Source organism: Sphingomonas canadensis, assembly GCF_026013525.1.
GTDB classification, from domain to species: domain Bacteria; phylum Pseudomonadota; class Alphaproteobacteria; order Sphingomonadales; family Sphingomonadaceae; genus Sphingomonas; species Sphingomonas canadensis.
Genome location: NZ_JAPDRA010000001.1, coordinates 605,199 through 628,372, shown reverse-complemented (window position 1 = coordinate 628,372; position 23,174 = coordinate 605,199). Strand labels below are relative to the sequence as shown.

Sequence of the window (23,174 nt, the reverse complement as noted above, 5' to 3'; positions counted from 1 at the left end):
AGCCTCCTCAAGCCGCGTGCGAAGCCGCGACGGCGCGCGGCTCGCAGAACACGCCCGCTGCGGCGAGCTTGTCGAGCGTATCGGGTTCGATCTCGATCCTGAGCGCGCCGAGCATCTTGCCGTCGTGCTCGCGCGGAAGTCCGAGCGGGAAGCAGGTCCAGCCGAACCCGAGGATCTGCTGCAGCCACGGCAGCTCCGCGACGCCGGTGTAACAGCGCACGCCGTTCGCGAGCCCGAACTGCGCGATTGCTGTCACCAGCATGTTGCGCACGATGCGGCGTTCGCCTGCCTGCATGTCCCGCGACAGGCAGAAGCGGGTGATCTCGAGCACGTCAGGCCCGTTCGGCGGCGGCTCGTCGCAGAGATCGCCGAACAGCGAGGTGAGGATCCCCGGCTCGTCGGTCGGCAGCAAGCGCGCCGAGGCGAGATGGCGGCGCTCGGGATCGGTCAGGATCAGATAGGTCGCACGCGCATTGTCGAACTGGTCGACTTCATAGCGGCCGGCGAGGACGGGCAGGTCCCAGCCGAGCAGGTCGATGAAGACCTGCTTGCGCGCTTCGAACATGCCGCGCAGCGCAACGCGTTCGTGCATGCGGTTGGTGTCGTCGACGATAAGCATCATGGCACTCGCTCCAGGTTGAAGGCGAGCGCCCTAAGAGCAGCCGGAAAGCCGGCGGCCCATTCCAAGAAATGGGGGTTGTCAGGCGATCAGATCGCTGAAGCAGACCGCGCCGTCGTAGAGCGCGCGGACCGTCAGCATCGAGCGCGTCGATGCATCATAGCGTTCGCGCGCGTTGCGCAGATGCTCGATTACCGTGCCGTGGCTGACGCCGAGGATCTGGGCGATTTCCCAGTCGGTCTTGCCGCGTCCGACCCACATGATGCACTCGACCTGGCGGTCAGTGAGCGCCGGCGGATCGGCGTGCGGCCGCTTCATCGCCATTCGGCGGCCGGTCTCGAACAGAAGCTGGCCGGCAAGCTGGGCGAACGGAATACGCTCGTCGCGCAGGTCGTCGCCGGCGCGGCACGCAAACGAGCACGAGCCCAGCGTCTCGCCCGGCACATTGCCAGGCACCGTGAACCCGTCGCCGATTCCGTGCGCATAGGCTTCGGAAAGCACCAGTCGGTCGGTCTTGGAGAGCTTGATCATCCCGGAAACCGCAGCCCAGCGGAATCCGAACGCCGTGACGTGGCTCGCGCGATGGATCGGATCGGAAACGCCCAGGCCACGACTGTCGAACCACGCCTCCCACGATTCGGGATAATTGTGAAGCCGGAGCGCCGAGTCGGGCGCCCGCAGGAAGTCGACATGCTGGCTCAGCGCGAAATAATGGCAGCCCAGCCGGTCAGAGGTTTCTTCGAGCGCGTCGCGCAAGTCCGCGAGCGTGGTGATCGAGTGAAGCGACGCGAGATATTCTTGCGCAGCGGCAAGCGACGGCATGTCCAGACCGGCCCGCAAGCGACGAGGTACTCAAGCCATCGCCGACTCACCGCCCTCACTTTGCCGCCCGGCACATGGCTCTCAATACCGGCCCGGACAGCGTGGAGAAACCGCGACGGAGCGTGAGGAAATCAGCCCGGCGCGTGACGCGATCTAGGTAACCCTCTTGAAACTTGGCAAATATATTCGCTCTATATTCGTGGGGGCGCGCGGCGAGCGAAGCTTCCCGCGCGCCGAATAGTGTGCGTACGAGGATTCGGCGTGTCGATAGACGCCTGTGCATCGTTGAGTGATCGCCGCGCGATGCAGGTCGCCGCCGAGTTTGTCGCCGCAGGACACAGTGTCGAGTCGGCGGGGGATCTCGACGCGCTGCTCGGTGCAGCCGCGGGGGCGCTCGGCTTTGGCTTCCACGCTTTGGTCCAGCACGGCAGGCCCGCGCGGGCACCGGAGCCGCAGCTCGCGTTGCTCGACTATCCGGCGAGCTGGCAGGAGCGGTTCGATGCCGAGGGCCTCTATCGCTTCGACCCCGTCCAATGCGCTTGCCGAAGCCAACTGGTCGGCTTCGCATGGGCCGAGATCCCGGCGATCGTCCGGCTGACGCCGCGCCAGCAGCGCGTGCTCGAGGAAAGCCGGCGTCACGGCATCGGCGACGGCTTCACGGTTCCGATCCACCTGCCGGGCGAACGGGCCGCGTCCTGCTCGTTCGCGACTCGCGGCGGTGCTTCGCTCCCGCAACGCAATTTGATGGCGGCGCAGCTGCTCGGGCAGTTCGGATACGAGGTCGGGCGGCGGATCGGCCGCGCGAGCGCCGCGGCGCACGAGCCGCTCTCGCCCCGCCAGCGCGAATGCGTGTTGCTTGTGGCGCAAGGCAAGTCCGACTGGGAAATCGCGCAGATCCTTGGACTGAGCGAAGAGACCGTAACCAAATATCTGAACGCGGCACGCGCGCGTTTCGATGTCAGCCGTCGGACTCAGCTTGCGGTCGTAGCGCTTCATGAAGGCGAGATTGGCTTCGAGGAAGTGCTGCGTCACTAGCCCCTAAAGGGTGTATCGCGCTGCAGGCGAGCGCTTGCCACCCTACCGGGCGAGGTAAGGATGGCCGCTTCGCCCGCACATGCGACCGACTGGCGCGATGCCGCAGGCTACGGGTTTCTGCTCGAAGCCGATCGCCGCATCTTCGCCTGGGAGTGGTTGCGCAGAAGCGCGGCCTATCGGCGTGCGTGGCGCCGCTACGGGGCGGAGCCCGAGGGCCGTGTCGCACTGCGCGTCGCGCGCCGTTTCGGCCTGGCGGCGCTCGAAGACCCGAGTCTTGACGCCCGTTCGGCGCGTCCCGTCTGGCGCGCCAAGTGCGATCCGCATGTCGTGCCGGCCACGGCTTCGGGCGGCAGCTTCCCCCGCTGCGAAGGCTTCGACATCCTACGCTTCGCTACCTTTGCAAGCGTCGCGATCGACGCGGAAGGCAACGAACATTGGCTGCTCAGTGACGGCTGCCGGCTGCTTCGGATCGACATCGTCGAGGGCACGTTGCTCGGCGGCCCGGCGCTGCTCCGTTACCGCCTTGAAGGTCTCTCCAGTCTGCCTCCCCGGCTGGAAAGCCTCGGACATCTGGTCGAGCTGGGATCGGATGGCGCGGCCGCACGTCTGCCTCGCCGGCCCGAGCGCAGGGCGTCGCGCTGGATTGCCGAGCTTCGTGCCGCCGATGCGCTCGGCCAAGGCGCCAGCCAGCGGCAGATCGCCGAGCAGCTGTTCGGCGAAGCGGCCAGCAGCGGCTGGCGCCTGGACAGCGACGCATATCGTCTGCGCGTTCAGCGTCTCGTCCGTTCAGCCCGCGCACATCTGCAACAACCCTTGGCGAGAGAGTGGTTTACCCCTTAGCTGCAGCTGCTAGGCTGCTTCCACCGCCCGAGCTTCGAAGGCAACGCCCAATCGCTTGCGTACCGCGCCGAAGATCGCGGCGAGATTATCCATGCTCGGGTTGCCTTTCTCGGAGAGCATCCGGTGCAGACTCTTGCTTGGGCGGTTGGTCTCGCTGGCCAGTTCCTCGAAGCCGACCGAGGCATTGACCAGATCACGCAGGATCAGCCGCGCGACGTGAGGCTCGCCATTGAGGAACGCGGTTGCCGCCTCGTCGAGCATGGCTTTGGCAAAGGCGGGATCGCGCGCGGCGCGCTCCTTCACCGTTTCCTTGAAATCGCGGGCCAGCGCCATCTTCTCACTTCCTGTCTTTCCTGGCCGCTGCCTTGCGGGCCTTGTATTCGCTCAGCAACATGCCCGCCCGGTCGATATCGGACTGCTGCCGCTTCTTCGTCCCGCCCACGAACAAGATGATGAACTCATCCCCATCCAGGTGAGATAGACCCGGTAGCTCGGCCCCCAATCGACACGGTATTCCCCGAGCCCCCGCCGATCCATTTGACGTTCGACAGGTTGCCCAGCTCCAGCCGTAAGATGGACGTCACCACCTTGGCTGAAGCCCGGCAATCGAGATCATCGAACCAGGATCGAAACGGGCTCGAGCCATCGTCGCGAACATACTCCTGAACGATCATCTTGCACGCTCGTTGGTAACATATACGTTACCATTTGTCGAGAGACGATCGCCCATCAGGCTGCGCGGCGCGGAGCTGGAAACCGGAAGTCTGCGTCGACCGGTTCCGGCACTCGCCTTCGCGTATAGCGTGCCGTCTCCTTCGCCGGCCGATCGACCAGGACGAGCGGATCGGGCAGGCCTTCGGACAGCATATCCGCCCACACGCAGGCCAACTCGCGCCGCCGCGGCATGTAGGCGGCGCGGTTGTACGCGCCCTCGACCTTTTCCTTTGGGATATGGGCGAGCATCAGATCGATGACCTTGCGGTCGTGCTCCTTGCCTTCGCGCTCGGCCCATTCGTTCATGATCGTCGAGAAGGCGGCTCTGAAGCCGTGCGGCACATGATGACCATGGTAGCCGGCCCGGTTCAGGAGATAGCCGATGGCATTCTCGCTCATCGGTTTGTGGCCATGGCGATTGCCCGGAAAGAGCATCGGTCCGTCGCCGGTGAGCGGCCAGAGCGCGCGCAGGACAGCGAGCGCCTGTGGCGGAAGCGGAACGAGATGATCGCCGCCGAACTCTTCCTTTCGGTCGAGATCGCCCTTCATGCGCGCGGCGGGAATGCGCCAGAGCGGAAGCTTGCCGTTCAAATCCTCGAACTCGTCCCATCGTGCGCCGCGCAATTCGCTCGGCCGCACGGCGGTGAGAGCAAGCAAGCGCAGCGCGAGTCGTGTGACCGGCCTTGCCGGGTCATCTTCGGCCGCCTTGATCATTTTGCGCAGCGGTATGAGGTCGGTGATCGCCGGCTGTCGTCCCTTGCGGAGCGGTTTCAGCACTGCGCCGAGCTTCTCGGCGGGATCGGTCTCCGTGATGCCCTGGGCAATGGCGTAGACGAAGACGGCTGAGATGCGCTGACGCACCCGCCGCGCGGTCTCGATCGCACCGCGCGCTTCGATCTCGCGCAGGACGGCCAGGACCAGCGGGGGCGTTAGATCGGCGATCGGTACGGCGCCGATCGTATCGAAGACGTCGCGCTCCAGGCTGCGGATCACGTCGTTCTGGTGCACGAGCGCCCACTTGCACTTGTTGGTGGCGAACCACTCGCGCGCGACACGCTCGAACGTCTGGCGGCTTGCCTCGAGCGCTTCTTCCTTCTTGAGCTTCTTGGCGACGGCGGGGTCGCGAAGGTCGTCAAGGACCGCATTGGCCTCGTCGCGCATGAGGCGCGCGTCGGCGAGCGACACCTTGGGCCACGGGCCGAAGGCCATGCCTTTCTGTTTGCCGTCGAAGGTATAGCTCCACCGCCAGAGCTTGCCTCCGGCCGGAGTGACGAGAAGAAAAAGACGGTTGGCGTCGGTAAGCTTGTAGGATTTGGGGCGGGGTTTGGCCGCCCTGATCTTGGCATCGGTGAGCATCGTCCGGTCTCCAAAAGTACCACGTTTTTCGACCGCGCGTACCACGCAAAGTACCAACCGATTCGCCGGATAGGCACGGACGGGTGCGGACGGCCGAGGCCGAACCGGTCTGCTAAGCTTCGGTAATCAGGACGAAAAAGTCGATCCCAGTGGACCTCTACGAACCTCTATGGAGAGGCCGTTGGCGGAGCGGGAGGGATTCGAACCCTCGATACGGTTTTGCCGTATACTCACTTTCCAGGCGAGCGCCTTCGACCACTCGGCCACCGCTCCGCGAGAATGCCTGGAAGCCGCGCTCCGTAGAACGTGCGGGCGGGCTAGGCAAGCCGTGCCGGGCATGTCACCTAACGGCGATGTTCAGGCCCATGTTCGCGCTATCCGCGCTGGGTGCGTTCGCGGCCCTGCCGCCCGCGCCCCCCGCCGCCGCCCAGACCGCACCGGCACCCGCCGCACCCGCGCCGATAGAGGCGGACTGGCACGACATCCCCGATAGCGAGATATTGGTCATCACGCTTTCCGGCGGCCGGCAGGTGTTCGTCCGCCTGGCCCCGCGCTATGCGCCCGGCCATGTCGCCAACATCCGCCGCCTGGCCGCAGAGGGCTGGTGGGACGGCACCGCCATCTATCGCGCGCAGGACAATTATGTCGCGCAATGGGGCGACCCCACCGACGCCAAGCCGCTGCCCCCGCTGGTGATCGAGAACCCGCCCGCCGAATATGAATGGCCGCAATATGACGGCGTGGCCGGGATGAGCCGCCCCGATCCCTATGCGCCGCGCACCGGATTCAGCGCCGACGGCTGGCCGCTGGGCACCGACGGCAAGGCGAGCTGGCTGACCCATTGCTATGGCATGGTGGGCGTTGCGCGCGACAATCCGCCGAGCACGGGCAGCGGCGCCGCGCTCTATGCCGTGATCGGCCATGCCCCGCGCCATCTGGACCGCAACATCGCGCTGGTGGGCCGCGTGATCCAGGGGATCGACCTGCTATCCACGCTGCCGCGCGGGCGCGAGGCGCTGGGCCTTTATTCCACGGCGGCGGAGCAGACGCCGATCCTGTCGGTACGGCTCGCCAGCCAGTTGCCGGAGGACGAACGGCCGCGATTCCAGTATCGCGCGACCGACAATCCGCGCTTCGCCGCCTTCATCGCCGCGCGCGAGAACCGCGCCGAAGCGTTCTTCGTGCGGCCCGCGGGCGGCGCCGATATCTGCAACGTCGATCCGGGCGTCCGCCGGCTGCGGTAGCGGTTCGCCTTTAGCGTAATCGGCCTCGGCCCGCTCCCCCACCCGGCCGCCCATAGAATAGACTGCCGTTGGGCGGCCGGGTGGAGGAGCGGGCCGAGGCCGCGACTCTCACTCTAGGAGCCGATCCAGGCCGCGACCTCTCCGGCGACGCGGTTCGCTGCCTGGTTGAGCGCATCGCCCACCGCGGCGGGCGCGATTTCGGCCACCGGCACGCGCGCCTCGAACCGGCGCTTCTCGAACACCGGATCCTTGCCGCGCATCAGCGAGGCGTCATAAGTGACCACCGCCTCGCGCGTGTCCGCCTCCACCCCGAAGCGGCGCAGCTCCCCCGTCAGCCGCGCGCCGGGCGACATCAGCGACTGGCGCGTGGAAAGCACCACCCGCCCAGTGCGCGCCGACACCGTATCGGACAGCAGCCGGGCAAACAGGCGCGCGGGCGGCTCCACCCATTGGGTGTCCTTGAGATAGGCGACCGTGCCGCCGGCGCGCACCGGAACGCGCGGCGTGGCGAGCTCCTGCGAAAAGGCGGGCACGGCGATGGTGATCGATGCCGCGTCGCCCGTGCTGCGCGTCTCGCCAACGGCAAGCTGCGCCTCTGGCACGAGCGTGAGCAGCGGCACTGTGGGCGCCTTGCCCCCGAAGGAGACGCATGCGGCCAGCGGCAGGAACGCCAGCGGAGCGAGGATCGCGCGATGCTTCATGGGCCTCTTCACTTCTTGCCGGGTTTATAGTCGGGCAGCTTCTGGCCGCCGATCAGGCTGCCGGCGCCGCCCTGATCGAGCTTTTCCGCGACGGAGGCGAGCGCGCCCGCCATCTCGCGCAGGTCCTGGATCAGCTCGCCGATCTCGGGCACGGTCTTTTGCGAGAAGGCGTCGACCCCCGGCTTGGCCGCGGCGATCGTCTTGTCGAGCGTCTCCACGCTCTGCTTCGCAGCGGCGATCGTCTCGTTCAGCTTCTTGATCGTCGGCTTCACATCGTCGGCGAGCACGCCGTTGGTGGTGGCGGCGAGCTGGCCGATCTGTTCGGCCGCGACGCCCGCCTTCTGGATGGCAACGCGCGTCTCCGCCAGCGTGGCGGCGATTTCCGGCGCGCGATCGGCCAGCGCGCGGGTCAGCCGGTCGGTATTGGCCAGGATGCCGGCGATCGAATTCTGGTTCTTGTCGCCCAGCATCTCGGTCAGCCGTTCTGTGAGCGTCGAGAGCCGTTCGAGCAGCTTCGGCGCGGAGCTGAACAGCGCGCCCAGGCCGCCCGCCTTGGTGGGGATCACTGGCACGCCCAGCGGGCAGGCCGCGCGCGGGTTTTCGCGCGGGCACACGATCGGCGGGGCGTCCTTCACGGCGCCGTCGAGCTGGATGTTCGACGGGCCGGTGAAGCTGCTCTGGATCGTCGCGGTGGTGCCTTCCAGGATCGGCACATCGGCCTTCACGCTGATGCGCACGCGCACGAACTGCGGATCGGGGCGCCAGAAGGATATCTCCTTCACCTGGCCCGAAGGCACGCCGGAAAAGGTGACCGCCGATCCGGGGCTGAGCCCGTCCACCGATTGCTTGAAGAAGATGTCGTACTGGCGCTCATTGCCGGTGCCGATCTTCGCCAGCCACACCGTGAAGACGGCGAGCAGCAGCAGCAGGATCAGCACCACCGCACCCACCAGGACATGGTTCGATCGCGTTTCCATCAGCCCCTCATGTCCTGCCCCGGCCCCCTTCGCCGTGCGCGCCCACCGCCGCCACGCGGCCGCGCGGCCCGTTGAAATACTCCTGTATCCACGGATGGTCCAACGCCAGGAGCTCGGGAATCGTCCCAACCGCGATCACGCGCCGGTCCGCCAGCACCGCGACCCGATCGCAGATCGCGTGCAGCGAATCGAGATCGTGCGTGATCAGGAACACCGTGAGCCCCAGCGTGCGCTGGAGCGACAGCGTCAGTTCGTCGAATGCGGCGGCGCCGATCGGATCGAGCCCGGCGGTCGGCTCGTCGAGGAACAGCAGCTCGGGATCGAGCGCCAGCGCACGGGCCAGGCCGGCACGCTTCTTCATTCCCCCGGAAAGCTCGGCTGGATATTTGAACGCGGCCTCGGGCGGCAGGCCGGTCATCGTCACCTTATAGGCCGCGATCCCGTCCAGCATCGCCTGGCCGATCGCGGGATAGAATTCCTTGATCGGCACCTGGACGTTCTCGGCCACCGTCAGCGTGGAGAACAGCGCGCCGCCCTGGAACAGGATGCCCCAGCGCTTGCGGATCTCGATCAGGTCCTTCTCGTCGCGATCGACGGTGCTCTCGCCGAACACCTCGATCGTGCCCGACTGGGGCTGCTGAAGCCCGATGATCGATCGCATCAGCACCGATTTGCCCGTGCCCGATCCGCCCACCACGCCCAGGATCTCGCCGCGCCGCACGTCCAGATCGAGCAGATCGTGGATGACCTGGTCGCCGAAGCAGTTGCGCAGGCCGCGGACCTGGATGATCGTCTCGCCCGGCGCCATCAGATCCAGCCGATCTCGCTGAAGAACACCGCGAAGAAGGCGTCGAGCACGATCACCAGGAAGATCGCCTGAACCACCGCGGTGGTGGTGCGATGGCCGACCTGTTCGGCGTCGCCTTCCACCTGCATCCCCTGGAAACATCCGGCGATGGCGATGATCGCGCCGAACACCGGTGCCTTGAGCACGCCGACCCAGATGTCGACCATCGGCAGCTCCGTGCGCAGCCGCTCCACAAAGGCGACCGGTGGGATATCTAGCTGGACCCAGCACAGCACGCCACCGCCGATGATCGCGATCAGCGCCGAATAGAAGCCGAGCAGCGGCAGCATCACCACCACCGCGATGGTGCGCGGCACCACCAGCGCCTCCATGGTCGAAACGCCCATGGTGCGCATCGCATCGACCTCTTCGGTCAGCTTCATCGTGCCGATCTGCGCGGCGAAGGCCGATCCGGAGCGGCCCGCCACCATGATCGCGGTCATCAGGATGCCCAGCTCGCGCAGCGACAGGCGGCCGACCAGCTCGACCGTATAGATCTCCACGCCGAACTGGCGGAGCTGCACCGCGCCCTGCTGGGCGATGACGATGCCGATCAGGAAGCTCATCAGCCCGATGATGCCCAGCGCGGATACGCCCACCACCTCGAACCGGTGCGCCGTGGCGTGGAAGCGGAAGCGCGAGGGATGCCGCGCCACGTTCCAGAAGGCGACCATCGTCGCCCCCATGAAGCCGAGCAGGCCGTACATCGTCCTGCCCGCGGTGATCGTCGCGTCGCCCACCTCGCCCAGCAGCCGCACGAACGCGCCCTGCGGGGCCGGGCGGGGCGCGGCCGGGCGATCGGCCGCGCTGGCGACCTGATCGAACAGGTGGCGCGAATCGGCGCCCAGCCCCTCCACCTCCGCGCCGTGGCGCAGCGCGAGCCGGTGTACCAGCCAGGCGCCGACCGTATCCATCCGGTCCACCGCGCTCAGATCGATCCGCGCGACATCGCCGGAAAGCGCCTCCAGCCGGTCCGGCAGGTCGCCGAGCCGGGCCAGCGACAGATCGCCGGTAAAGCGGAGGGTGCCGCCGCCGCTGTCATCCCTCGCGAAGTCGGCAAAGGCGCTCATCGCCAGCGCTTTTCCGCGATTTGCACCGGAACGGCAAGCAGCCCTAGATGTCCCAATGCAGCACCTCGCCTTTTACGATATGGACAAGACCGTCACGCGCCTGCCGACCTGGACCCGCTTCCTGGTCCATGCCGCGCGCCGCCGGGCACCCTGGCGGCTGGCGCTGCTCCCCGCGGCGGGCGCGGCCACGATCGGCTATGCGCTGGGCCTCACCGGCCGGGCGGGGCTGAAACAGGTGACCCAGCGGATCATGCTGGGCGGCGCGGTGGCCCCGGCGGAGATGGACGGCATCGCGGAAAGCTTCGCCGACGCGGTGATCGCCGATCATGTGCTGGACGGCGCCCGCGCGCGGATGGCGGAGGACCGGGCGGCCGGATACCGGCTGGTGCTGGCGACCGCGTCGCACGCCTTCTACGCCGCCGAGATCGGACGGCGGCTGGGCTTCGACGACGTCATCGCCACCCGGGCGCAGCGCGCGGGCAACGGCCATGTGCTGCCGGCGATCGAGGGCGAGAACTGCTATGGCCCGGCCAAGCTGCGCATGGTGCAGGGCTGGATGACGCAACAAGGCATCGCGCGCGGCGATGCGCATATCCGCGCCTATTCGGACCATGTGTCCGATGCGCCGCTGCTTTCCTGGGCGGACGAGGGCTTCGCGGTCAACGCGCATGGCCCGCTGAAGGCGCTGGCCAAGGCGCAGGGCTGGCCGGAGCTGGACTGGCGCTGAAGGTCCGCCGGTTCCGGGCTCGCCCTCAGAACAGCGTCACCACGGCGTGGATCGTCACGCCGACGAGCCCGCCGACCAGCGTGCCGTTGATGCGGATATATTGCAGATCGCGGCCCACCGCATTCTCCAGCCGCGTCGTGACGGTGCGTGCATCCCAGCCGCGCACCGTATCCGACACCAGCCGGACGATGCCGTCGCCATAATCCGCCGCCGCGCCCACCGCGGTGCGGCGCGCGAAGCGGTTGATCGTGTCGGCCAGCCGCCGGTCGTGCTGCAGCGTCTCGCCGAACTGCGCCAGCGCGTCGCCCAGCCGGCCGGCCATCACCCGTTCGGGATCGCGCGCGGCGCGCAGCAGCGCGGCCCGGCTGGTTTCCCACAGCCCCTCGACCCAGTCCTGGAAGGCCTGGTTCTCCAGCATCTCGGCCTTGAACGCCTCCACCCGCTCGCGCAGCTCGGGCTTTTCCTGGAGGTCACGGGCGAAGCGCTCCAGCCCCTCCTCGGCCTTGCGGCGGATCGGGTGATCCGGGTCATAGGCCATCTCGTCGACCAGCTTGTGCAGCCCGCCGATGATCTTGTTCGCCAGCGTCTCGTCCAGCCCGGTCCAGCGCATCAGCCCGCCGGCGCGGGCATGCACCATGTCGCGGATCAGATGTTCGTTGTGGAGCAGCATGCGCGACGTCCAGCGGATCATGCCGTCGAGCATCGGCACATGCCGGTCGCTGGCGATGGCGGCGTCGAGCGCGCGGCCGAGCAGCGGCGCGATCTCCACCCCGTGCAGCCGCGTGGCGACCGCGCCCTTCACCATCCCTCCCAGCCGCTCCTGGTCGAGCGCCTCCAGCAGATCGGCGGCCAGCCGCGATGCGCCCGCGCCCAGCCGTCCGCCGCGCGCGCCGGCATCCTCCCCGCCCGCGCCGGAGCGCATCAGCCAGCGCCCGGCCGCACCGGCCAGATCCAGCCCGCGCATCCGCCGCGCGACGACGCGCGCCGTAAGGAAATTCTCGCGCAGGAAGCTGGCGAGCGTATCGCCGATGCGATCCTTGTTGCGGGGAATGATCGCGGTGTGCGGGATCGGCAGCCCCAGCGGGTGGCGGAACAGCGCGGTGACGGCGAACCAGTCCGCCAGCCCGCCGACCATCGCCGCCTCGGCAAAGGCGCGGACGAAGCCGATCGCGGGGTGGCGATGCTCCAGCGCGCGTGCCGCCGCGAAGATGCCCGCCATCGCCACCAGCAACCCAGTGGCGATCCAGCGCATCCGCCGGAGCCCGGGCGGCACCGCCAGGCCGGAGCCGCTGCGCAGCGAAAGGGGCGGGATCGTCATCGCCTGATCAACGCCGCTCGCCGCGCTCTGCTCCCGCCGTCGCGGGGTTCGGGCGTGGGAAGGAGGGGCGGACGCTGCACCCGGCAGGGATGCCCGCCCCCGGCCCCGCCCGCAAGCGGGAGGGGAAGCGAAAACGCATCACTCTGCCGGGTGCGGCCCGTCCTCGCCCTTGCGATAACCGATCGATCCGCCGCCGTGATGCTCGATCGTCAGCCCTTCGTCGGCATGTTCGGGCCGATAGGTGAGCAGGCGGTGCCGCAGCCACGGCCCCAGCCGGTTCTCGACCCCGATGGCCAGGCTGAAGATCGCGGGCACCAGCACCAGCGTGAGCATCGTCGACAGGATCAGGCCGCCGATCACGGTGAGCCCCATCGGCGCCCGCCACGAGGCATCGCCCGACATCGAGAAGGCGGTCGGCACCATGCCCGCCACCATCGCCACCGTGGTCATCACGATCGGCTGGGCGCGCTTGTGCCCCGCATCGACCAGCGCGGTGAACTTCTCGACGCCCTTGTTCATCTCCTCCAGCGCGAAGTCGATCAGCAGGATCGAGTTCTTCGCGACGATGCCGAACAGCATCAGGATGCCGATGAACACCGGCAGCGACAGCGGGAAGCCCGCGATCAGCAGCGCGATCAGGCCGCCCAGCGGCGCCAGCAGCAGCGATCCCATGTTGACCAGCGGCGCCATGAAGCGACGGTAGAGCAGCACCAGCACCGCGAAGACCAGGAAGATGCCCGTGCCCAGCGCGATGAAGAAGTTGTTCAACATCTCCGCCTGCCACTTGGCCTGCCCGACGGTCAGCTCGCCGACGCCCACCGGCAGGTTCTTCATCACCGGCAGATCGTGGATCTGCTTCATCGCCTCGCCGGAGACGACCGCCTTGCCCGTCTTGGGATCGGCGGCCAGATCGGCGCCCACCACGATGCGGCGCTGAAGGTTCAGCCGCTCGATCTTGGTCGGGCCGGTGCCGAAACCGATGTCCGCCACCACGCTGAGCGGGACGGAGCCGCCCGCCTGGGTCTGCACCGGCAGGTTCTGGATCGTCGAGAGGCGCGCGCGCGCATCCTCCTGCAACGCCACCCGGATCGGGATCTGGCGATCGGAGAGCGAGAATTTCGCGCTGTTCTGGTCGATGTCGCCCAGCGTCGCGATGCGGATCGCACTGCTGAGCGCGGCCGTGGTGACGCCCAGATTGGCCGCCAGGTCGAGCCGCGGCCGGATCACGATCTCCGGCCGGTTGAGATCGCCGGAGATGCGCGGCGCGACCAGCGATTTCAGCCCCGACATCTGGTCCACCAGCGTCAGCGCGGTCTGCGTCAGCAGCGCGGGATCCTCGCCGCCCAGCGTGATCGTCAACGCGCGGCCGCTGGAGCCCCAGCCGCCCTGGGCGCGGAAGCCGACGCGGGCATCGGGAATCTTCAGCAGATCGGGCGTGATGCGCCGGGTGAACTGATCGCTGGTCTCCTTGCGATCGTCCTTGAGCATCACGGTGACGCGCCCGTTGCCGACGAACGCGCGCTCATAGATATTCTCGACGTCGGGCTCCTTGCGCAGCCGCTCCGCCACCTGCGCCACGACGCGGTTGGTCTGCTCCAGCGTGGTGCCGGGCACCATCTCGATCGTGGCGGTGACCTGGTCCTCGTCCTGCGTCGGCTGGAAGGTCATCGGGATCGACATGAACAGCAGCACGGTGAGCGCGAAGGCCAATATGCTGGTCACCACCGCGACCCAGCGATGCTTCAGCGTCCAGCGCAGCACCGCCATATAGCCGTCCATCAGCCGGCCCTCGCCATGGCTGGCGTGCCCCTTAGCCTTCAGGAAATAGGCCGCGATCATCGGCGTGATCAGACGCGCGACGGCAAGGCTCATCAGCACCGACGCCACGACCGTGAGGCCGAAGTTCTTGAAGAACTGGCCCGAAACGCCCGGCATCAGGCCCACCGGCAGGAACACCGCGACGATCGACATGGTGGTGGCGAGCACGGCCACGCCGATCTCGTCCGCCGCGTCGATCGCGGCCTGATAGGCCGATTTGCCCATTCGCATATGCCGGACGATGTTCTCGATCTCCACGATCGCATCGTCCACCAGCACGCCCGCCACCAGGCTGAGCGCCAGCAGCGTCATCTGGTTCAGCGTGAAGCCCAGCAGGTCCATGAACCAGAACGCCGGGATCGCGGAGAGCGGGATCGCCAGCGCGGAAATGAAGGTCGCGCGCCAGTCGCGCAGGAACAGCAGCACCACGACGACCGCGAGCAGCGCGCCCTCGATCATCGCCTCCATCGCGCTGTGATACTGCTCCTCGGCGTATTTGCTCCAGTTGGACAGCAGTTCGAAGCGGACCTTGGGGTTGTTCTCCTGCAGCTTCTGCAGCTTGGCCTCTGCCTCGTGGAAGATCGCGACGTCCGACGCGCCCTTGGCGCGCTGGATGTCGAACGAGATCACGGCATGGCCGTTGAAGCGCGCGGCGCTGCGCAGCTCCGCATAGGAATCGCGCACCGTGGCGATATCCGCGAGCCGCACCGTGCGCCCGCCGCCCAGCGCGATCTGGGTCTGGCCCAGCTCATAGGCGTTCTTGGCGTTGCCCAGCACGCGCACCGACTGTTCGAAGCCCGAAATCTCGGCACGGCCGCCCGCCGCGTTCAGGTTCACCTGGCGGAGCTGCTGGTTCACCTGGCTGGCGGTGAGGCCATAGGACTGGATCTTGGCGGGATCGAGCTGGACGCGAATCTCGCGGTTGACGCCGCCGTTGCGGCTCACCGCTGCCATGCCGGAGATCGACAGCAGATCCTTGGCGACGGTGTTGTCGATGTACCAGCTCAGCTCCTCCACCGTCATGTCGGTGGCGATCGCGGTGAAGCTGGCGATGTCGTCCTGGCTGGCCGAATCGACGCGGCCGATCTGCGGCTCCAGGATGCCGTCGGGCAGGTTGGAGCGGATCTGCTGGATCGCGCTGCGCACGTCCTCCACCGCGCGATCGATCGGCGTGCCGATCGCAAGCTGGACGACCGTCTGGCTCGATCCCTCGGTCACCGTCGAGTTGATCTCGTCGATGCCCTGGAGGCTGCGGACGGCCGATTCGACCTTCTGCGTGATCTGGGTTTCGAGCTCGCTGGGCGCAGCACCCGGCTGGGAGATCGCGACCCAGACGACCGGGAAGTCGATATCCGGGTTGTTGTTCACGTCCATCCGCGAGAAGCTGAGCAGCCCCGCGATCGTCAGGAACAGGAACAGCACGATCGGCGGAACCGGGTTGCGGATCGCCCATGCCGAGATGTTGCGGAAGCTCATCTCATTGCGCCTTCTTCTGTAGCTGCGGGATCACCTTCTGCCCCGGATTCAGGAAGGCACCCGCAGTGACCACGACTCGCTCGTTGCCCGAAAGACCGCTGACGATCGCCACGCCGGCGTCCGAAACCTCGCCGGTGGTGATCGGGCGGCGCTCGGCCTCGTCCTTCGCGTTGATGATATAGACGAAGTTGCCGCGCTCGTCGCTCTGCACCGCCGATTGCGGGAGCAGCGGCGCCTCGGTCACCCCGGCCACGATCCGCGCCGAGGCGAAGCCGCCCGGGCGCAGCGCCGGATCATAGGCGAGCGCCACGCGGGCGACGCCCTGGCGCGTCTGCTGGTCGATCACCGGCGACACCTGCCACACCTGGCCGGTGAACACCGCGTCGGAGCCGACCGGCTGGACCTGGACGCTGGCGCCGACGCGCACGCGCTGCAGATCCGCCTCGCTCAACTGGACGCGCATCTCCATCTCGCCGCCCTTCGCCATGCGGAACAGCACGCCGCTGCCCGAGCTGACGATCTGGCCCGGCTCCACGCCGCGGGTGAGCACCAGCCCGGCCTCGGGCGCGCGGATATCGAGCCGGCGGTTGCGCGCGCGCGTCTCGGCGAGCTGCGCCTCGGCCACGCGAACGCGCGCCAGCGCCTGATCGCGGGTCGCCGTCTTGCGCTCCAGATCGGCCTTGGAGATGAAGCCGCGGTCGACCAGCGCCTTGGCGCGATCCAGCTCGGACTGGGCGAGCGAGGCGTCCGCCCGCGCGACGCGCACCTGCGCCTCCAGCGAGGCCGCGGTCTGCGTCTGCACCGAACGGTCGATCAGGGCGAGCACCTGGCCGGCGCCGACCCACTGGCCCGGCTCCACCAGCACGCGCACCACCATGCCGCCCTCGCCGGGCACGCCGACCGGCATCTCGCGCCGCGCCGCCAGGCTGCCGGTGCCCGAAATCTCGTTGCCGATCTGCGAACGGCCGGGCACGGCAACGGTGACAGTCGGAATCTGGCCGTTGTTGCCGCCCTTGGCCGCGGCCTTGCCCTTCTGTTCGGCCGGGGCCGATCCGCCGCCCATCATCACGAAGGCGATCGCCAGCGCCGCCACCACGACGAGGGCGCCGATGATCAGGGGCCAACGCCGGCGGCGCGGAACATCCCCTTCGATAGCCAGCCGATCCCTTCCTCCGAACATTCCCGCCTCTTCGTTCATCGTGCGACTGCGCGGCCCGGCATAAAGCCGTTGCCTCACATCACTGTGTTATATGAATAGATCACCGCCGGCAAGCGGTGCGTTTTGCGCGCCACCGGCCCAAGGAGATGCCCTTTTTCGGGCCGCTTCGCAAGCGCGGCATGGGCGGACCGCCGAAGATTCGGGTTGCATTGCCCGGCGCATGGCGCGACCCTTGGCCCGGGCCTGCGGGGACGGGCCGATAGAGGAGGAAGTCGATGCTACCGGACAATATCTTGGGGTGGCTGGTCGTCGGTGTGGTCGCCGGCGCGCTTGGCAAGCTGATCATGCCCGGCAAGGATCCCGGCGGCCTGATCGTCACCATCCTCCTGGGCATCGCCGGCGCCTATCTGGCCTATGTGGTGATCCCGCTGATCGGCCTGGCGGAATGGATCGCGGAGCCGAGCTGGTTCAAGACCATCGTCGCCTCGACCATCGGCGCGGTGGTGCTGCTGGGGCTTTACCGCGTGGTGATGGCCAAGCGACGCTGACGCGCCGCACGCCGCCGGAATCAGAAAGGGGCGGTCCCGCGGGGCCGCCCCTTTTGCTTGCGCGACGCCGCCGCGCTTTATCGCAGCGCGCCGCGGCGGACCAGGTTCACCACCGCCAGCAGGATGATCGCGCCCAGCAGCGAGATCAGGAACGAGGGCACCGAGATCACGCCGTCGCTGATGTCCGCACGGCCGAACAGCCAGCCGCCGATGAACGCGCCGATGATGCCGACGACGATGTTGAGAAGAATGCCCTGCTGCGCATCGGTGCGCATCACCAGGCTGGCCAGCCAGCCGACCACGCCGCCGACCACCAGCCACACGATAAGAGCCACCAGATCCATGCGATCCTCCATCCGTTTCGCCCGCGCTTTGGCGGGCGGCATGATGGTTCAGACGCGCGGCGGCGGCGCTTTGTTCCGAAGATGCGGGGAGGTGGCGCCGCCGCCCGCGGCCACGGCGGGCACGCGCGGCGCCGGGATCGTCAGTATTTCTGCTGGCGCTCGTACAGCGAGCGATAGTGCTGGATGCGGGTCACGCGCAGCCCGGCCATGCCGGAACGGTCGATCGCGCGCTGCCACCCGGCGAACTCCTCGACGGTGAGGCCATAGCGGTCGCACACCTCGTCGATCGTCAGCAGCCCGCCGTTGACGGCGGCCACCACCTCGGCCTTGCGGCGCACCACCCAGCGGGTGGTGTCGGGCGGCGGCAGCGAGTCGAGCGTCAGCGGCTCGCCGAGCGGGCCGATAACCTTTGCGGGACGGATCTTCTGGTTCTCGATCATCTACTCAACCTCGGATCGGGGCGGGGGGCCCCCTCTCTCAATACAAACGGACAATATTCGCGCGGCTTGAACATCGGCTAAAACGGCAGGGTAAACGCCGGCTTCACTCCCGCCTCCATCGCGCCAGGGCCAGCGCCGTCGCGCGGTGGAAGGCGCCATGGAGCGGCGCCAGCAGCGCTTCGGCCGGCGTGGAGATCATCAGCCGGGCCTGCACCCGCGCCGTGGGGCTCGCCGCCTGGCGCGCCGCGACGCCGACCAGCAGCACCGCCAGCTCCGTGGGCATGGCGGTGATGGCGACGTCGCGCTCCAGTCTTGCAAAGCTCAGGTCCACTCAACGGCATCCGTGACAAAAACTCCGACGATGCCGTTTTTAGCGAAGAGTGCTGAAGGGCCAGTAAAGGCCGTGGGAACCGCAGCTTAACCAGAGTTATCGTTTCGCAACCAGAGTGTTCCGGAACAGGACGCAGGCCATGGAACTGCGGCGCGGCTGCGCCTATGTGGGCGGCGATGACCCCCGGTGATTTCCAGCTTTCCGGCCCGCCCGAGGCCCGGCGGATCGTGGTCGCCATGTCCGGCGGCGTCGACAGTTCGGTGGTGGCCGCGCTGGCCGCGCGCACCGGGGCGGAGACGATCGGGGTCACGCTCCAGCTCTATGATCATGGCGAGGCGGTGGGCCGCGCGGGAAGCTGCTGCGCCGGCCGCGACATCCGCGACGCGCGCGCGGTGTGCGACCGGCTGGGCATCGCGCATTATGTATTCGATCACGAATCGAGCTTTCGCGAGAAGGTGATCGACGATTTCGCCGACGAATATCTGGCGGGGCGCACGCCGATACCCTGTGTGAAGTGCAACATGGGGCCGAAATTCACCGATCTGCTTGGGCTGGCGCGCGATCTGGGCGCCGATTGCCTGGCGACCGGCCATTATGTGCGCCGGGTGGCGGGGCCGCACGGCGCCGAGCTGCACCGCGCCGCCGATCCCGCGCGCGACCAGAGCTATTTCCTGTTCGCCACCACGCGCGCGCAGCTCGATTTCCTCCGCTTCCCGCTGGGCGGCATGCCCAAGCCCCAGGTGCGGGCGCTGGCCGCCGAGCTGGGGCTGGGCGTGGCCGGCAAGCCCGACAGCCAGGACATCTGCTTCGTGCCGGACGGCGACTATGCGCGCCTCGTCAAGAAGCTGCGGCCCGAGGCCGAGGCCGGCGGCGACATCGTCGACGAGGCCGGGCGCAAGCTGGGCGAGCATCGCGGGCTGATCCACTTCACCGTGGGCCAGCGCCGCGGGATCGAGATCGGCGGCAGCCCCGAACCGCTCTATGTGCTGCGGCTGGAGCCGGAGACCCGCCGGCTGGTGGTGGGGCCGAAGCGCGCGCTGGCGGTGCGCGCCGCGCGGATCGAGGGGCTGAACTGGATCGGCGAGGGGCACGAAGGCCCGGTGACCGCCAAGGTGCGCAGCCTGGCCAAGCCGGTCGCCGCGCGGCTGGAGCACGGCCGGGTGGTGTTCGACAGCCCCGAATATGGCGTGGCCCCGGGGCAGGCGGCGGTGCTCTACGCCGGCGATCGCGTGCTGGGCGGCGGCTGGATCGCCGAGACCGAGCGCGCGGAGCCGGTGACGGCCCAGGGAGCCTGAAGCGGCGCCAGCCGCTACAGCTTTGCCGAAACAAGCAACACAGGCCCGGCTCAGATCCGGAATTCGCCCTCGATCACGGTCACGCACCGGCCGCCCAGGATCACGCGATCGTCCTCCGCCCCGCCTTCGGCCGGGACCAGCTCGCAGGCCAGATGCCCGCCCCGCGCGCTTGCCTGATAGGCCGAAAAATGGTTCCGCCCCAGCCGCCTGGCCCAATAGGGCGTCAGCACCGAATGCGCCGATCCGGTGACCGGATCCTCGTCGATCCCCGCCGCCGGGGCGAAGACGCGGCTGATCACATCGGTGTCGGTGCCGGGCGCGGTGACGATGTTGAGCGTATCCCCCATCGCGGCCAGCGCGCGGAAATCGGGACGCAGCGCCAGCACCCGCGCGGCGCTTTCGAGCACGATGAGCTGATAGCCGCCGGGATGGCGCAGCGTCTCCACCGCGCCGTCCAGCCCCAGCGCGGCGAGCGCATCGGGCAGCGGCAGCGGCGCGGGGGCATAGGCGGGCAGCGCGAGCAGATAGCCCTCGCCATGGCGCGCCACCTCCAGGATTCCCGCGCGGCGGGTGCGGAAGCGGACAAGGTCGCTGCTCGGGTCCGCCTCCAGCAGATAATGGCCGCTCGCCAGCGTGGCGTGGCCGCACAGCGCCACCTCCACCATGGGCGTGAACCAGCGCAGCTCCCAATCGGCCTCGCCGCTTTCGTCGCGCACCAGGAACGCCGTCTCCGCGACGTTATTCTCCCCCGCGATCGCCTGAAGCACCGCGTCGTCGAGCCATGCCTCCAGCGGCATTACCGCCGCCTGATTGCCGGTGAAGGGGCGGCTGGCGAAGGCGTCGATCTGGGCAAAGGGAAGCTTCATGCCTGGCTGTCCTTGTCGGCACTGGCGGGGAGGTCGCGGATGAGGTCGGATTCGACGAGCGGATTGCCGGGATCGTCGACATGCCCCTCCGGATCGATGTGGATCAGGAATTCGGCGCCGGGGAACGCCGCACGCAGGTCCGCCTCGATCGCCTCAACCTCCTCGTGCGCGGCGGCGACCGTCATCGCGGGGTCCATCCAGATGTGGAACTGCGCGAAATCGTGGCTGCCGCTGGTGCGCGTGCGCAGATCGTGCAGCCCGCGCGCGGCCGGATGGCGCGCGGCGACCTCCACCAGACGGCGGCGGCGCTCCTCGGGCCATTCGCGGTCCATGAGCTGGTCGATCGCCGTTTCCGACGCGCGCCAGGCGCCGCGCATCAGCCACAGCGCGATGACGATGCCGAACAGCGGATCGGCGCCGCGCAGGCCAAGGTAGTTGTCGAGGACCAGCGCCAGGATCACCGACGCATTGAGCGCCAGATCGGAGCTGTAGTGGATGCGATCGGTGGCGATCGCGATCGATCCGGTCGCCCGGATCGCGCGCCGCTGATAGGCGGTCAGCGCCAGCGTGACGAGGATCGCCGCCAGCGAGACGCCGATGCCATATTCGGGATCGTGGCTGGGCGACGCCTCCATCAGCCGCTGGACCGCGCGGACCAGGATCGCCGTGGCCGAGATCGCGATCACCGCGACCTGGAACAGCGCGGCCAGCGCCTCCGCCTTGCCATGGCCGAATCGGTGCTCGTCATCGGCCGGCTGCATCGCCCAATGGACCCCGCCCAGCGTCACCAGCGAGGCGACGAGATCGAGCAGGCTGTCGGCCAGGCTGGCCAGCACGGCCACCGATCCGGTCTCGACCGCCGCCCAGGCCTTGAGCGCGCCCAGCAGCGACGCCGCGGCGACGCTGGCCATCGCCGCGCGGCGGGCGATCGGTGCGCTCACGGGTAGAGCATGCCTTCCGTCCAGCCGCCGCCGGGCGCGCGGAGGAACTGGCGGCGTTCATGCAGGCGGAATTCGCGATCCAGCCAGAATTCGATCCGTTCGGGCGTGACGCGATATCCGCCCCAATGCGGCGGGCGCGGCACCGGCCCGCCCTCGAAGCGCGCGCGGACCTCCTGATAGCGCGCCTCGAACGTCTCGCGGCTGTCGAGCGGGCGCGACTGGTCCGAAGCCCAGGCGCCAAGCTGCGAATCGCGCGCGCGCGACGCGAAATAGGCGTCCGATTCGGCATCGCTGGCCAGGCTCACCGGCCCCTCGATGCGGATCTGCCGCCGCAGCGATTTCCAGTGGAACAGCAGCGCCACGCGCGGGCATTCGGCAAGCTGCCCCGCCTTGCGGCTCTCACGGTTGGTGTAGAAGACGAAGCCGTCCGGCCCATGTCCCTTCAGCAGCACCATCCGCACCGAAGGCTGGCCATCGGCGCCCACGGTCGCCAGCGCCATCGCGTTGGAATCATTCGGCTCGGAAGCGCGCGCCTCGGCATACCAGGCGTCGAACAGGGCAAAGGGATCGTCGGACATGCGCGGCCCATTAGCCGATACGCGCGGGAACGTCTCCCCCGCTCATGCTTTGAATCGGCCCGCCCCCGGCCGCATCGAAGCGCCCTTCCCTGCCGGCGCGCGCGAGAGCAGGATCGGGATATCCTTGCGGAGGAAGCGATGCCCGTTCCCCAGGCGCCCGCCGGCGGCGTGGCGATCAGCCACCGCGATCGCGTGATCTATCCCGAGGCGGGGATCACCAAGGGCGAGCTGGCGGACTATTATCATGCGCTCGCCCCCGCGCTGCTGCGCTGGCTCGCGAACCGTCCGGTCAGCCTGGTGCGCTGCCCGCAGGGGCGGGCGCGGAAATGCTTCTTCCAGAAGCACGACACCGGGGGATTCGGCCCGCACGTCCACCATGTCGCGGTGCGCGAGAAGGACGGGACGGTGGCGCCCTATCTCTATGTCGACACCGCCGAGGGCGTCCTGGCGTGCGTGCAGATGGGGACGATCGAGTTCCACGGCTGGGGCAGCCTCGCGCGCGATATCGAGAAGCCGGACCGGATGGTGTTCGACCTGGACCCCGATGAGGGGCTGGGCTTCGGTGCGGCAAGGCAGGCGGCCGAGGAGGTTCGCGGCGAACTGGCAACGACCGGCCTTGCGAGCTGGCCGATGCTGACGGGCGGCAAGGGCGTGCATGTGGTGGTGCCGCTGCGGCCGGATGCGGCGTGGCCGGAGGTCAGGGCCTTTGCCGAACGCTTCTCCCGCGCGCTTGCCGGGGCGCGGCCCGAACGCTTCACCGCCAGCCCGAGGAAGGCCAGCCGCAAGGGACGCATCTTCATCGACTATCTGCGCAACCAGCGCGGCAGCACCGCGATACTCCCCTATTCCGCGCGTGCCCGCGAAGGCGCGCCGGTGGCCGCACCCGTGACGTGGGACGAACTGCGCGGCCTGGATTCGGCCCACGCATTCACCGTGCGCGACACGGCCCTGCTGCTGGAACGCGCGGGCAGCCGGGCGCTGGCGGACTGGGCCGAAGGCGGCCAGCCGCTCCCCGGCGCCTGAGCCGGCCGGTACCGCTTGCGATCAAGCGCCGATCCTTGTTGCCTTGCAGCATGGATTGCCCCATCACGCCCGGAAACGGGGGTAC

Annotated in this window: 24 protein-coding genes and 1 tRNA gene; 7 read left to right on the top strand and 18 right to left on the bottom strand. The window is 68.5% G+C overall.

Translation table 11 applies throughout. The annotated features are described in order from the left end of the window. Positions 1 to 7: 7 nt before the first annotated feature. Both OM513_RS03090 and OM513_RS03085 read right to left on the bottom strand, forming a co-directional pair. Entirely contained in the window at positions 8 to 619 is a 612-nt protein-coding gene (locus OM513_RS03090; RefSeq protein ID WP_264942663.1) for an acyl-homoserine-lactone synthase, read from the bottom strand. Between the two features lie 81 nt (positions 620 to 700). Then, on the bottom strand, positions 701 to 1,441 hold the full coding sequence (locus OM513_RS03085; RefSeq protein WP_264942662.1) for a LuxR family transcriptional regulator: 741 nt from the start codon (positions 1,439 to 1,441) through the stop codon (positions 701 to 703). 261 nt (positions 1,442 to 1,702) lie between these two features. Here OM513_RS03085 and OM513_RS03080 point away from each other — a divergent pair, with 261 nt between their 5' ends. Both OM513_RS03080 and OM513_RS03075 read left to right on the top strand, forming a co-directional pair. Beyond that, positions 1,703 to 2,476, top strand: coding sequence for a helix-turn-helix transcriptional regulator (locus OM513_RS03080; protein ID WP_264942661.1), 774 nt, complete (start codon positions 1,703 to 1,705; stop codon positions 2,474 to 2,476). A gap of 60 nt (positions 2,477 to 2,536) precedes the next feature. Continuing rightward, a complete protein-coding gene (locus OM513_RS03075; RefSeq protein ID WP_264942660.1) occupies positions 2,537 to 3,316 on the top strand; it encodes a DUF2285 domain-containing protein in 780 nt (259 codons plus the stop codon). Between the two features lie 9 nt (positions 3,317 to 3,325). Here the strand turns inward: OM513_RS03075 and OM513_RS03070 are convergent, their stop codons facing one another. The 3 genes from OM513_RS03070 to OM513_RS03060 form a co-directional block, all read right to left on the bottom strand. After that, entirely contained in the window at positions 3,326 to 3,649 is a 324-nt protein-coding gene (locus OM513_RS03070; RefSeq protein WP_264942659.1) for a helix-turn-helix domain-containing transcriptional regulator, read from the bottom strand. 396 nt (positions 3,650 to 4,045) lie between these two features. Further along, positions 4,046 to 5,386, bottom strand: a complete 1,341-nt coding sequence (locus OM513_RS03065) for a tyrosine-type recombinase/integrase (RefSeq protein WP_264942658.1) — start codon at positions 5,384 to 5,386, stop codon at positions 4,046 to 4,048. Positions 5,387 to 5,568: 182 nt separating this feature from the next. Next, positions 5,569 to 5,659 (bottom strand) — tRNA-Ser (locus OM513_RS03060). 92 nt (positions 5,660 to 5,751) lie between these two features. Between OM513_RS03060 and OM513_RS03055 the strand changes: the two genes are divergently transcribed. Next, positions 5,752 to 6,630, top strand: coding sequence for a peptidylprolyl isomerase (locus OM513_RS03055; RefSeq protein ID WP_264942657.1), 879 nt, complete (start codon positions 5,752 to 5,754; stop codon positions 6,628 to 6,630). A 113-nt stretch (positions 6,631 to 6,743) separates the two neighbouring features. On the opposite strand, the gene OM513_RS03050 is transcribed toward OM513_RS03055, so the two are convergent. From OM513_RS03050 to OM513_RS03035, 4 genes are read right to left on the bottom strand one after another with little or no spacing between them, the layout of a single operon-like run. Continuing rightward, positions 6,744 to 7,331, bottom strand: coding sequence for an ABC-type transport auxiliary lipoprotein family protein (locus OM513_RS03050; RefSeq protein ID WP_264942656.1), 588 nt, complete (start codon positions 7,329 to 7,331; stop codon positions 6,744 to 6,746). Positions 7,332 to 7,339: 8 nt separating this feature from the next. After that, complete coding sequence (locus OM513_RS03045) at positions 7,340 to 8,308, bottom strand: MlaD family protein (protein ID WP_264942655.1); 969 nt, start codon at positions 8,306 to 8,308, stop codon at positions 7,340 to 7,342. 7 nt (positions 8,309 to 8,315) lie between these two features. Then, positions 8,316 to 9,116, bottom strand: a complete 801-nt coding sequence (locus OM513_RS03040) for an ABC transporter ATP-binding protein (RefSeq protein ID WP_264942654.1) — start codon at positions 9,114 to 9,116, stop codon at positions 8,316 to 8,318. Then, positions 9,116 to 10,225: an ABC transporter permease gene (locus tag OM513_RS03035; RefSeq protein WP_264942653.1), complete on the bottom strand. Its 1,110-nt coding sequence runs from the start codon at positions 10,223 to 10,225 to the stop codon at positions 9,116 to 9,118. The genes OM513_RS03040 and OM513_RS03035 overlap by 1 nt, the downstream gene beginning before the upstream one ends. Before the next feature lie 55 nt (positions 10,226 to 10,280). On the opposite strand from OM513_RS03035, the gene OM513_RS03030 reads away from it, so the two are divergent. Continuing rightward, entirely contained in the window at positions 10,281 to 10,952 is a 672-nt protein-coding gene (locus tag OM513_RS03030; RefSeq protein WP_264942652.1) for an HAD family hydrolase, read from the top strand. Between the two features lie 25 nt (positions 10,953 to 10,977). Here OM513_RS03030 and OM513_RS03025 read toward each other — a convergent pair whose 3' ends face one another. The 3 genes from OM513_RS03025 to OM513_RS03015 all read right to left on the bottom strand — a co-directional run bounded on the left by OM513_RS03025 (position 10,978) and on the right by OM513_RS03015 (position 16,762). Next, positions 10,978 to 12,204: a DUF445 domain-containing protein gene (locus OM513_RS03025; RefSeq protein ID WP_264943030.1), complete on the bottom strand. Its 1,227-nt coding sequence runs from the start codon at positions 12,202 to 12,204 to the stop codon at positions 10,978 to 10,980. Positions 12,205 to 12,408: 204 nt separating this feature from the next. Continuing rightward, positions 12,409 to 15,564, bottom strand: coding sequence for an efflux RND transporter permease subunit (locus tag OM513_RS03020; RefSeq protein ID WP_264942651.1), 3,156 nt, complete (start codon positions 15,562 to 15,564; stop codon positions 12,409 to 12,411). Between the two features lies 1 nt (position 15,565). Continuing rightward, positions 15,566 to 16,762: an efflux RND transporter periplasmic adaptor subunit gene (locus OM513_RS03015; RefSeq protein WP_264942650.1), complete on the bottom strand. Its 1,197-nt coding sequence runs from the start codon at positions 16,760 to 16,762 to the stop codon at positions 15,566 to 15,568. 236 nt (positions 16,763 to 16,998) lie between these two features. On the opposite strand from OM513_RS03015, the gene OM513_RS03010 reads away from it, so the two are divergent. Further along, entirely contained in the window at positions 16,999 to 17,271 is a 273-nt protein-coding gene (locus OM513_RS03010; RefSeq protein ID WP_264942649.1) for a GlsB/YeaQ/YmgE family stress response membrane protein, read from the top strand. A 77-nt stretch (positions 17,272 to 17,348) separates the two neighbouring features. On the opposite strand, the gene OM513_RS03005 is transcribed toward OM513_RS03010, so the two are convergent. The 3 genes from OM513_RS03005 to OM513_RS02995 all read right to left on the bottom strand — a co-directional run bounded on the left by OM513_RS03005 (position 17,349) and on the right by OM513_RS02995 (position 18,386). After that, the gene (locus OM513_RS03005) at positions 17,349 to 17,606 is read right to left on the bottom strand and encodes a GlsB/YeaQ/YmgE family stress response membrane protein (RefSeq protein WP_264943029.1); all 258 of its coding nucleotides are present in this window, start codon (positions 17,604 to 17,606) and stop codon (positions 17,349 to 17,351) included. 149 nt (positions 17,607 to 17,755) lie between these two features. Then, a complete protein-coding gene (gene sciP, locus OM513_RS03000) occupies positions 17,756 to 18,055 on the bottom strand; it encodes a CtrA inhibitor SciP (protein WP_264942648.1) in 300 nt (99 codons plus the stop codon). A gap of 103 nt (positions 18,056 to 18,158) precedes the next feature. Further along, entirely contained in the window at positions 18,159 to 18,386 is a 228-nt protein-coding gene (locus tag OM513_RS02995; protein WP_264942647.1) for a hypothetical protein, read from the bottom strand. 176 nt (positions 18,387 to 18,562) lie between these two features. Here OM513_RS02995 and mnmA point away from each other — a divergent pair, with 176 nt between their 5' ends. Further along, the gene (mnmA, locus tag OM513_RS02990) at positions 18,563 to 19,681 is read left to right on the top strand and encodes a tRNA 2-thiouridine(34) synthase MnmA (RefSeq protein ID WP_264942646.1); all 1,119 of its coding nucleotides are present in this window, start codon (positions 18,563 to 18,565) and stop codon (positions 19,679 to 19,681) included. A 50-nt stretch (positions 19,682 to 19,731) separates the two neighbouring features. Here mnmA and OM513_RS02985 read toward each other — a convergent pair whose 3' ends face one another. Genes OM513_RS02985 through pdxH form a run of 3 tightly spaced genes read right to left on the bottom strand, consistent with a single transcriptional unit; the run spans position 19,732 to position 22,066 of the window. Continuing rightward, the gene (locus OM513_RS02985) at positions 19,732 to 20,547 is read right to left on the bottom strand and encodes a PhzF family phenazine biosynthesis protein (protein ID WP_264942645.1); all 816 of its coding nucleotides are present in this window, start codon (positions 20,545 to 20,547) and stop codon (positions 19,732 to 19,734) included. Continuing rightward, positions 20,544 to 21,458, bottom strand: a complete 915-nt coding sequence (locus OM513_RS02980; RefSeq protein ID WP_264943028.1) for a cation diffusion facilitator family transporter — start codon at positions 21,456 to 21,458, stop codon at positions 20,544 to 20,546. The genes OM513_RS02985 and OM513_RS02980 overlap by 4 nt, the downstream gene beginning before the upstream one ends. Before the next feature lie 26 nt (positions 21,459 to 21,484). After that, positions 21,485 to 22,066, bottom strand: a complete 582-nt coding sequence (gene pdxH / locus OM513_RS02975; RefSeq protein WP_264942644.1) for a pyridoxamine 5'-phosphate oxidase — start codon at positions 22,064 to 22,066, stop codon at positions 21,485 to 21,487. Positions 22,067 to 22,204: 138 nt separating this feature from the next. Between pdxH and ligD the strand changes: the two genes are divergently transcribed. Continuing rightward, complete coding sequence (gene ligD, locus OM513_RS02970) at positions 22,205 to 23,089, top strand: non-homologous end-joining DNA ligase (protein WP_380916234.1); 885 nt, start codon at positions 22,205 to 22,207, stop codon at positions 23,087 to 23,089. Positions 23,090 to 23,174 lie beyond the last annotated feature (85 nt).

Coding starts and splice junctions, on each gene's coding strand:
- OM513_RS03090 (WP_264942663.1), bottom strand. CDS start 619: ATGCTTATCGTCGACGACACCAACCGCATGCACGAACGCGTTGCGCTG.
- OM513_RS03085 (WP_264942662.1), bottom strand. CDS start 1,441: ATGCCGTCGCTTGCCGCTGCGCAAGAATATCTCGCGTCGCTTCACTCG.
- OM513_RS03075 (WP_264942660.1), top strand. CDS start 2,537: ATGGCCGCTTCGCCCGCACATGCGACCGACTGGCGCGATGCCGCAGGC.
- OM513_RS03070 (WP_264942659.1), bottom strand. CDS start 3,649: ATGGCGCTGGCCCGCGATTTCAAGGAAACGGTGAAGGAGCGCGCCGCG.
- OM513_RS03065 (WP_264942658.1), bottom strand. CDS start 5,386: ATGCTCACCGATGCCAAGATCAGGGCGGCCAAACCCCGCCCCAAATCC.
- OM513_RS03055 (WP_264942657.1), top strand. CDS start 5,752: ATGTTCGCGCTATCCGCGCTGGGTGCGTTCGCGGCCCTGCCGCCCGCG.
- OM513_RS03050 (WP_264942656.1), bottom strand. CDS start 7,331: ATGAAGCATCGCGCGATCCTCGCTCCGCTGGCGTTCCTGCCGCTGGCC.
- OM513_RS03045 (WP_264942655.1), bottom strand. CDS start 8,308: ATGGAAACGCGATCGAACCATGTCCTGGTGGGTGCGGTGGTGCTGATC.
- OM513_RS03040 (WP_264942654.1), bottom strand. CDS start 9,116: ATGGCGCCGGGCGAGACGATCATCCAGGTCCGCGGCCTGCGCAACTGC.
- OM513_RS03035 (WP_264942653.1), bottom strand. CDS start 10,225: ATGAGCGCCTTTGCCGACTTCGCGAGGGATGACAGCGGCGGCGGCACC.
- OM513_RS03030 (WP_264942652.1), top strand. CDS start 10,281: ATGCAGCACCTCGCCTTTTACGATATGGACAAGACCGTCACGCGCCTG.
- OM513_RS03025 (WP_264943030.1), bottom strand. CDS start 12,204: ATGCGCTGGATCGCCACTGGGTTGCTGGTGGCGATGGCGGGCATCTTC.
- OM513_RS03020 (WP_264942651.1), bottom strand. CDS start 15,564: ATGAGCTTCCGCAACATCTCGGCATGGGCGATCCGCAACCCGGTTCCG.
- OM513_RS03015 (WP_264942650.1), bottom strand. CDS start 16,762: ATGAACGAAGAGGCGGGAATGTTCGGAGGAAGGGATCGGCTGGCTATC.
- OM513_RS03010 (WP_264942649.1), top strand. CDS start 16,999: ATGCTACCGGACAATATCTTGGGGTGGCTGGTCGTCGGTGTGGTCGCC.
- sciP (WP_264942648.1), bottom strand. CDS start 18,055: ATGATCGAGAACCAGAAGATCCGTCCCGCAAAGGTTATCGGCCCGCTC.
- mnmA (WP_264942646.1), top strand. CDS start 18,563: ATGACCCCCGGTGATTTCCAGCTTTCCGGCCCGCCCGAGGCCCGGCGG.
- OM513_RS02985 (WP_264942645.1), bottom strand. CDS start 20,547: ATGAAGCTTCCCTTTGCCCAGATCGACGCCTTCGCCAGCCGCCCCTTC.
- OM513_RS02980 (WP_264943028.1), bottom strand. CDS start 21,458: ATGGCCAGCGTCGCCGCGGCGTCGCTGCTGGGCGCGCTCAAGGCCTGG.
- pdxH (WP_264942644.1), bottom strand. CDS start 22,066: ATGTCCGACGATCCCTTTGCCCTGTTCGACGCCTGGTATGCCGAGGCG.
- ligD (WP_380916234.1), top strand. CDS start 22,205: ATGCCCGTTCCCCAGGCGCCCGCCGGCGGCGTGGCGATCAGCCACCGC.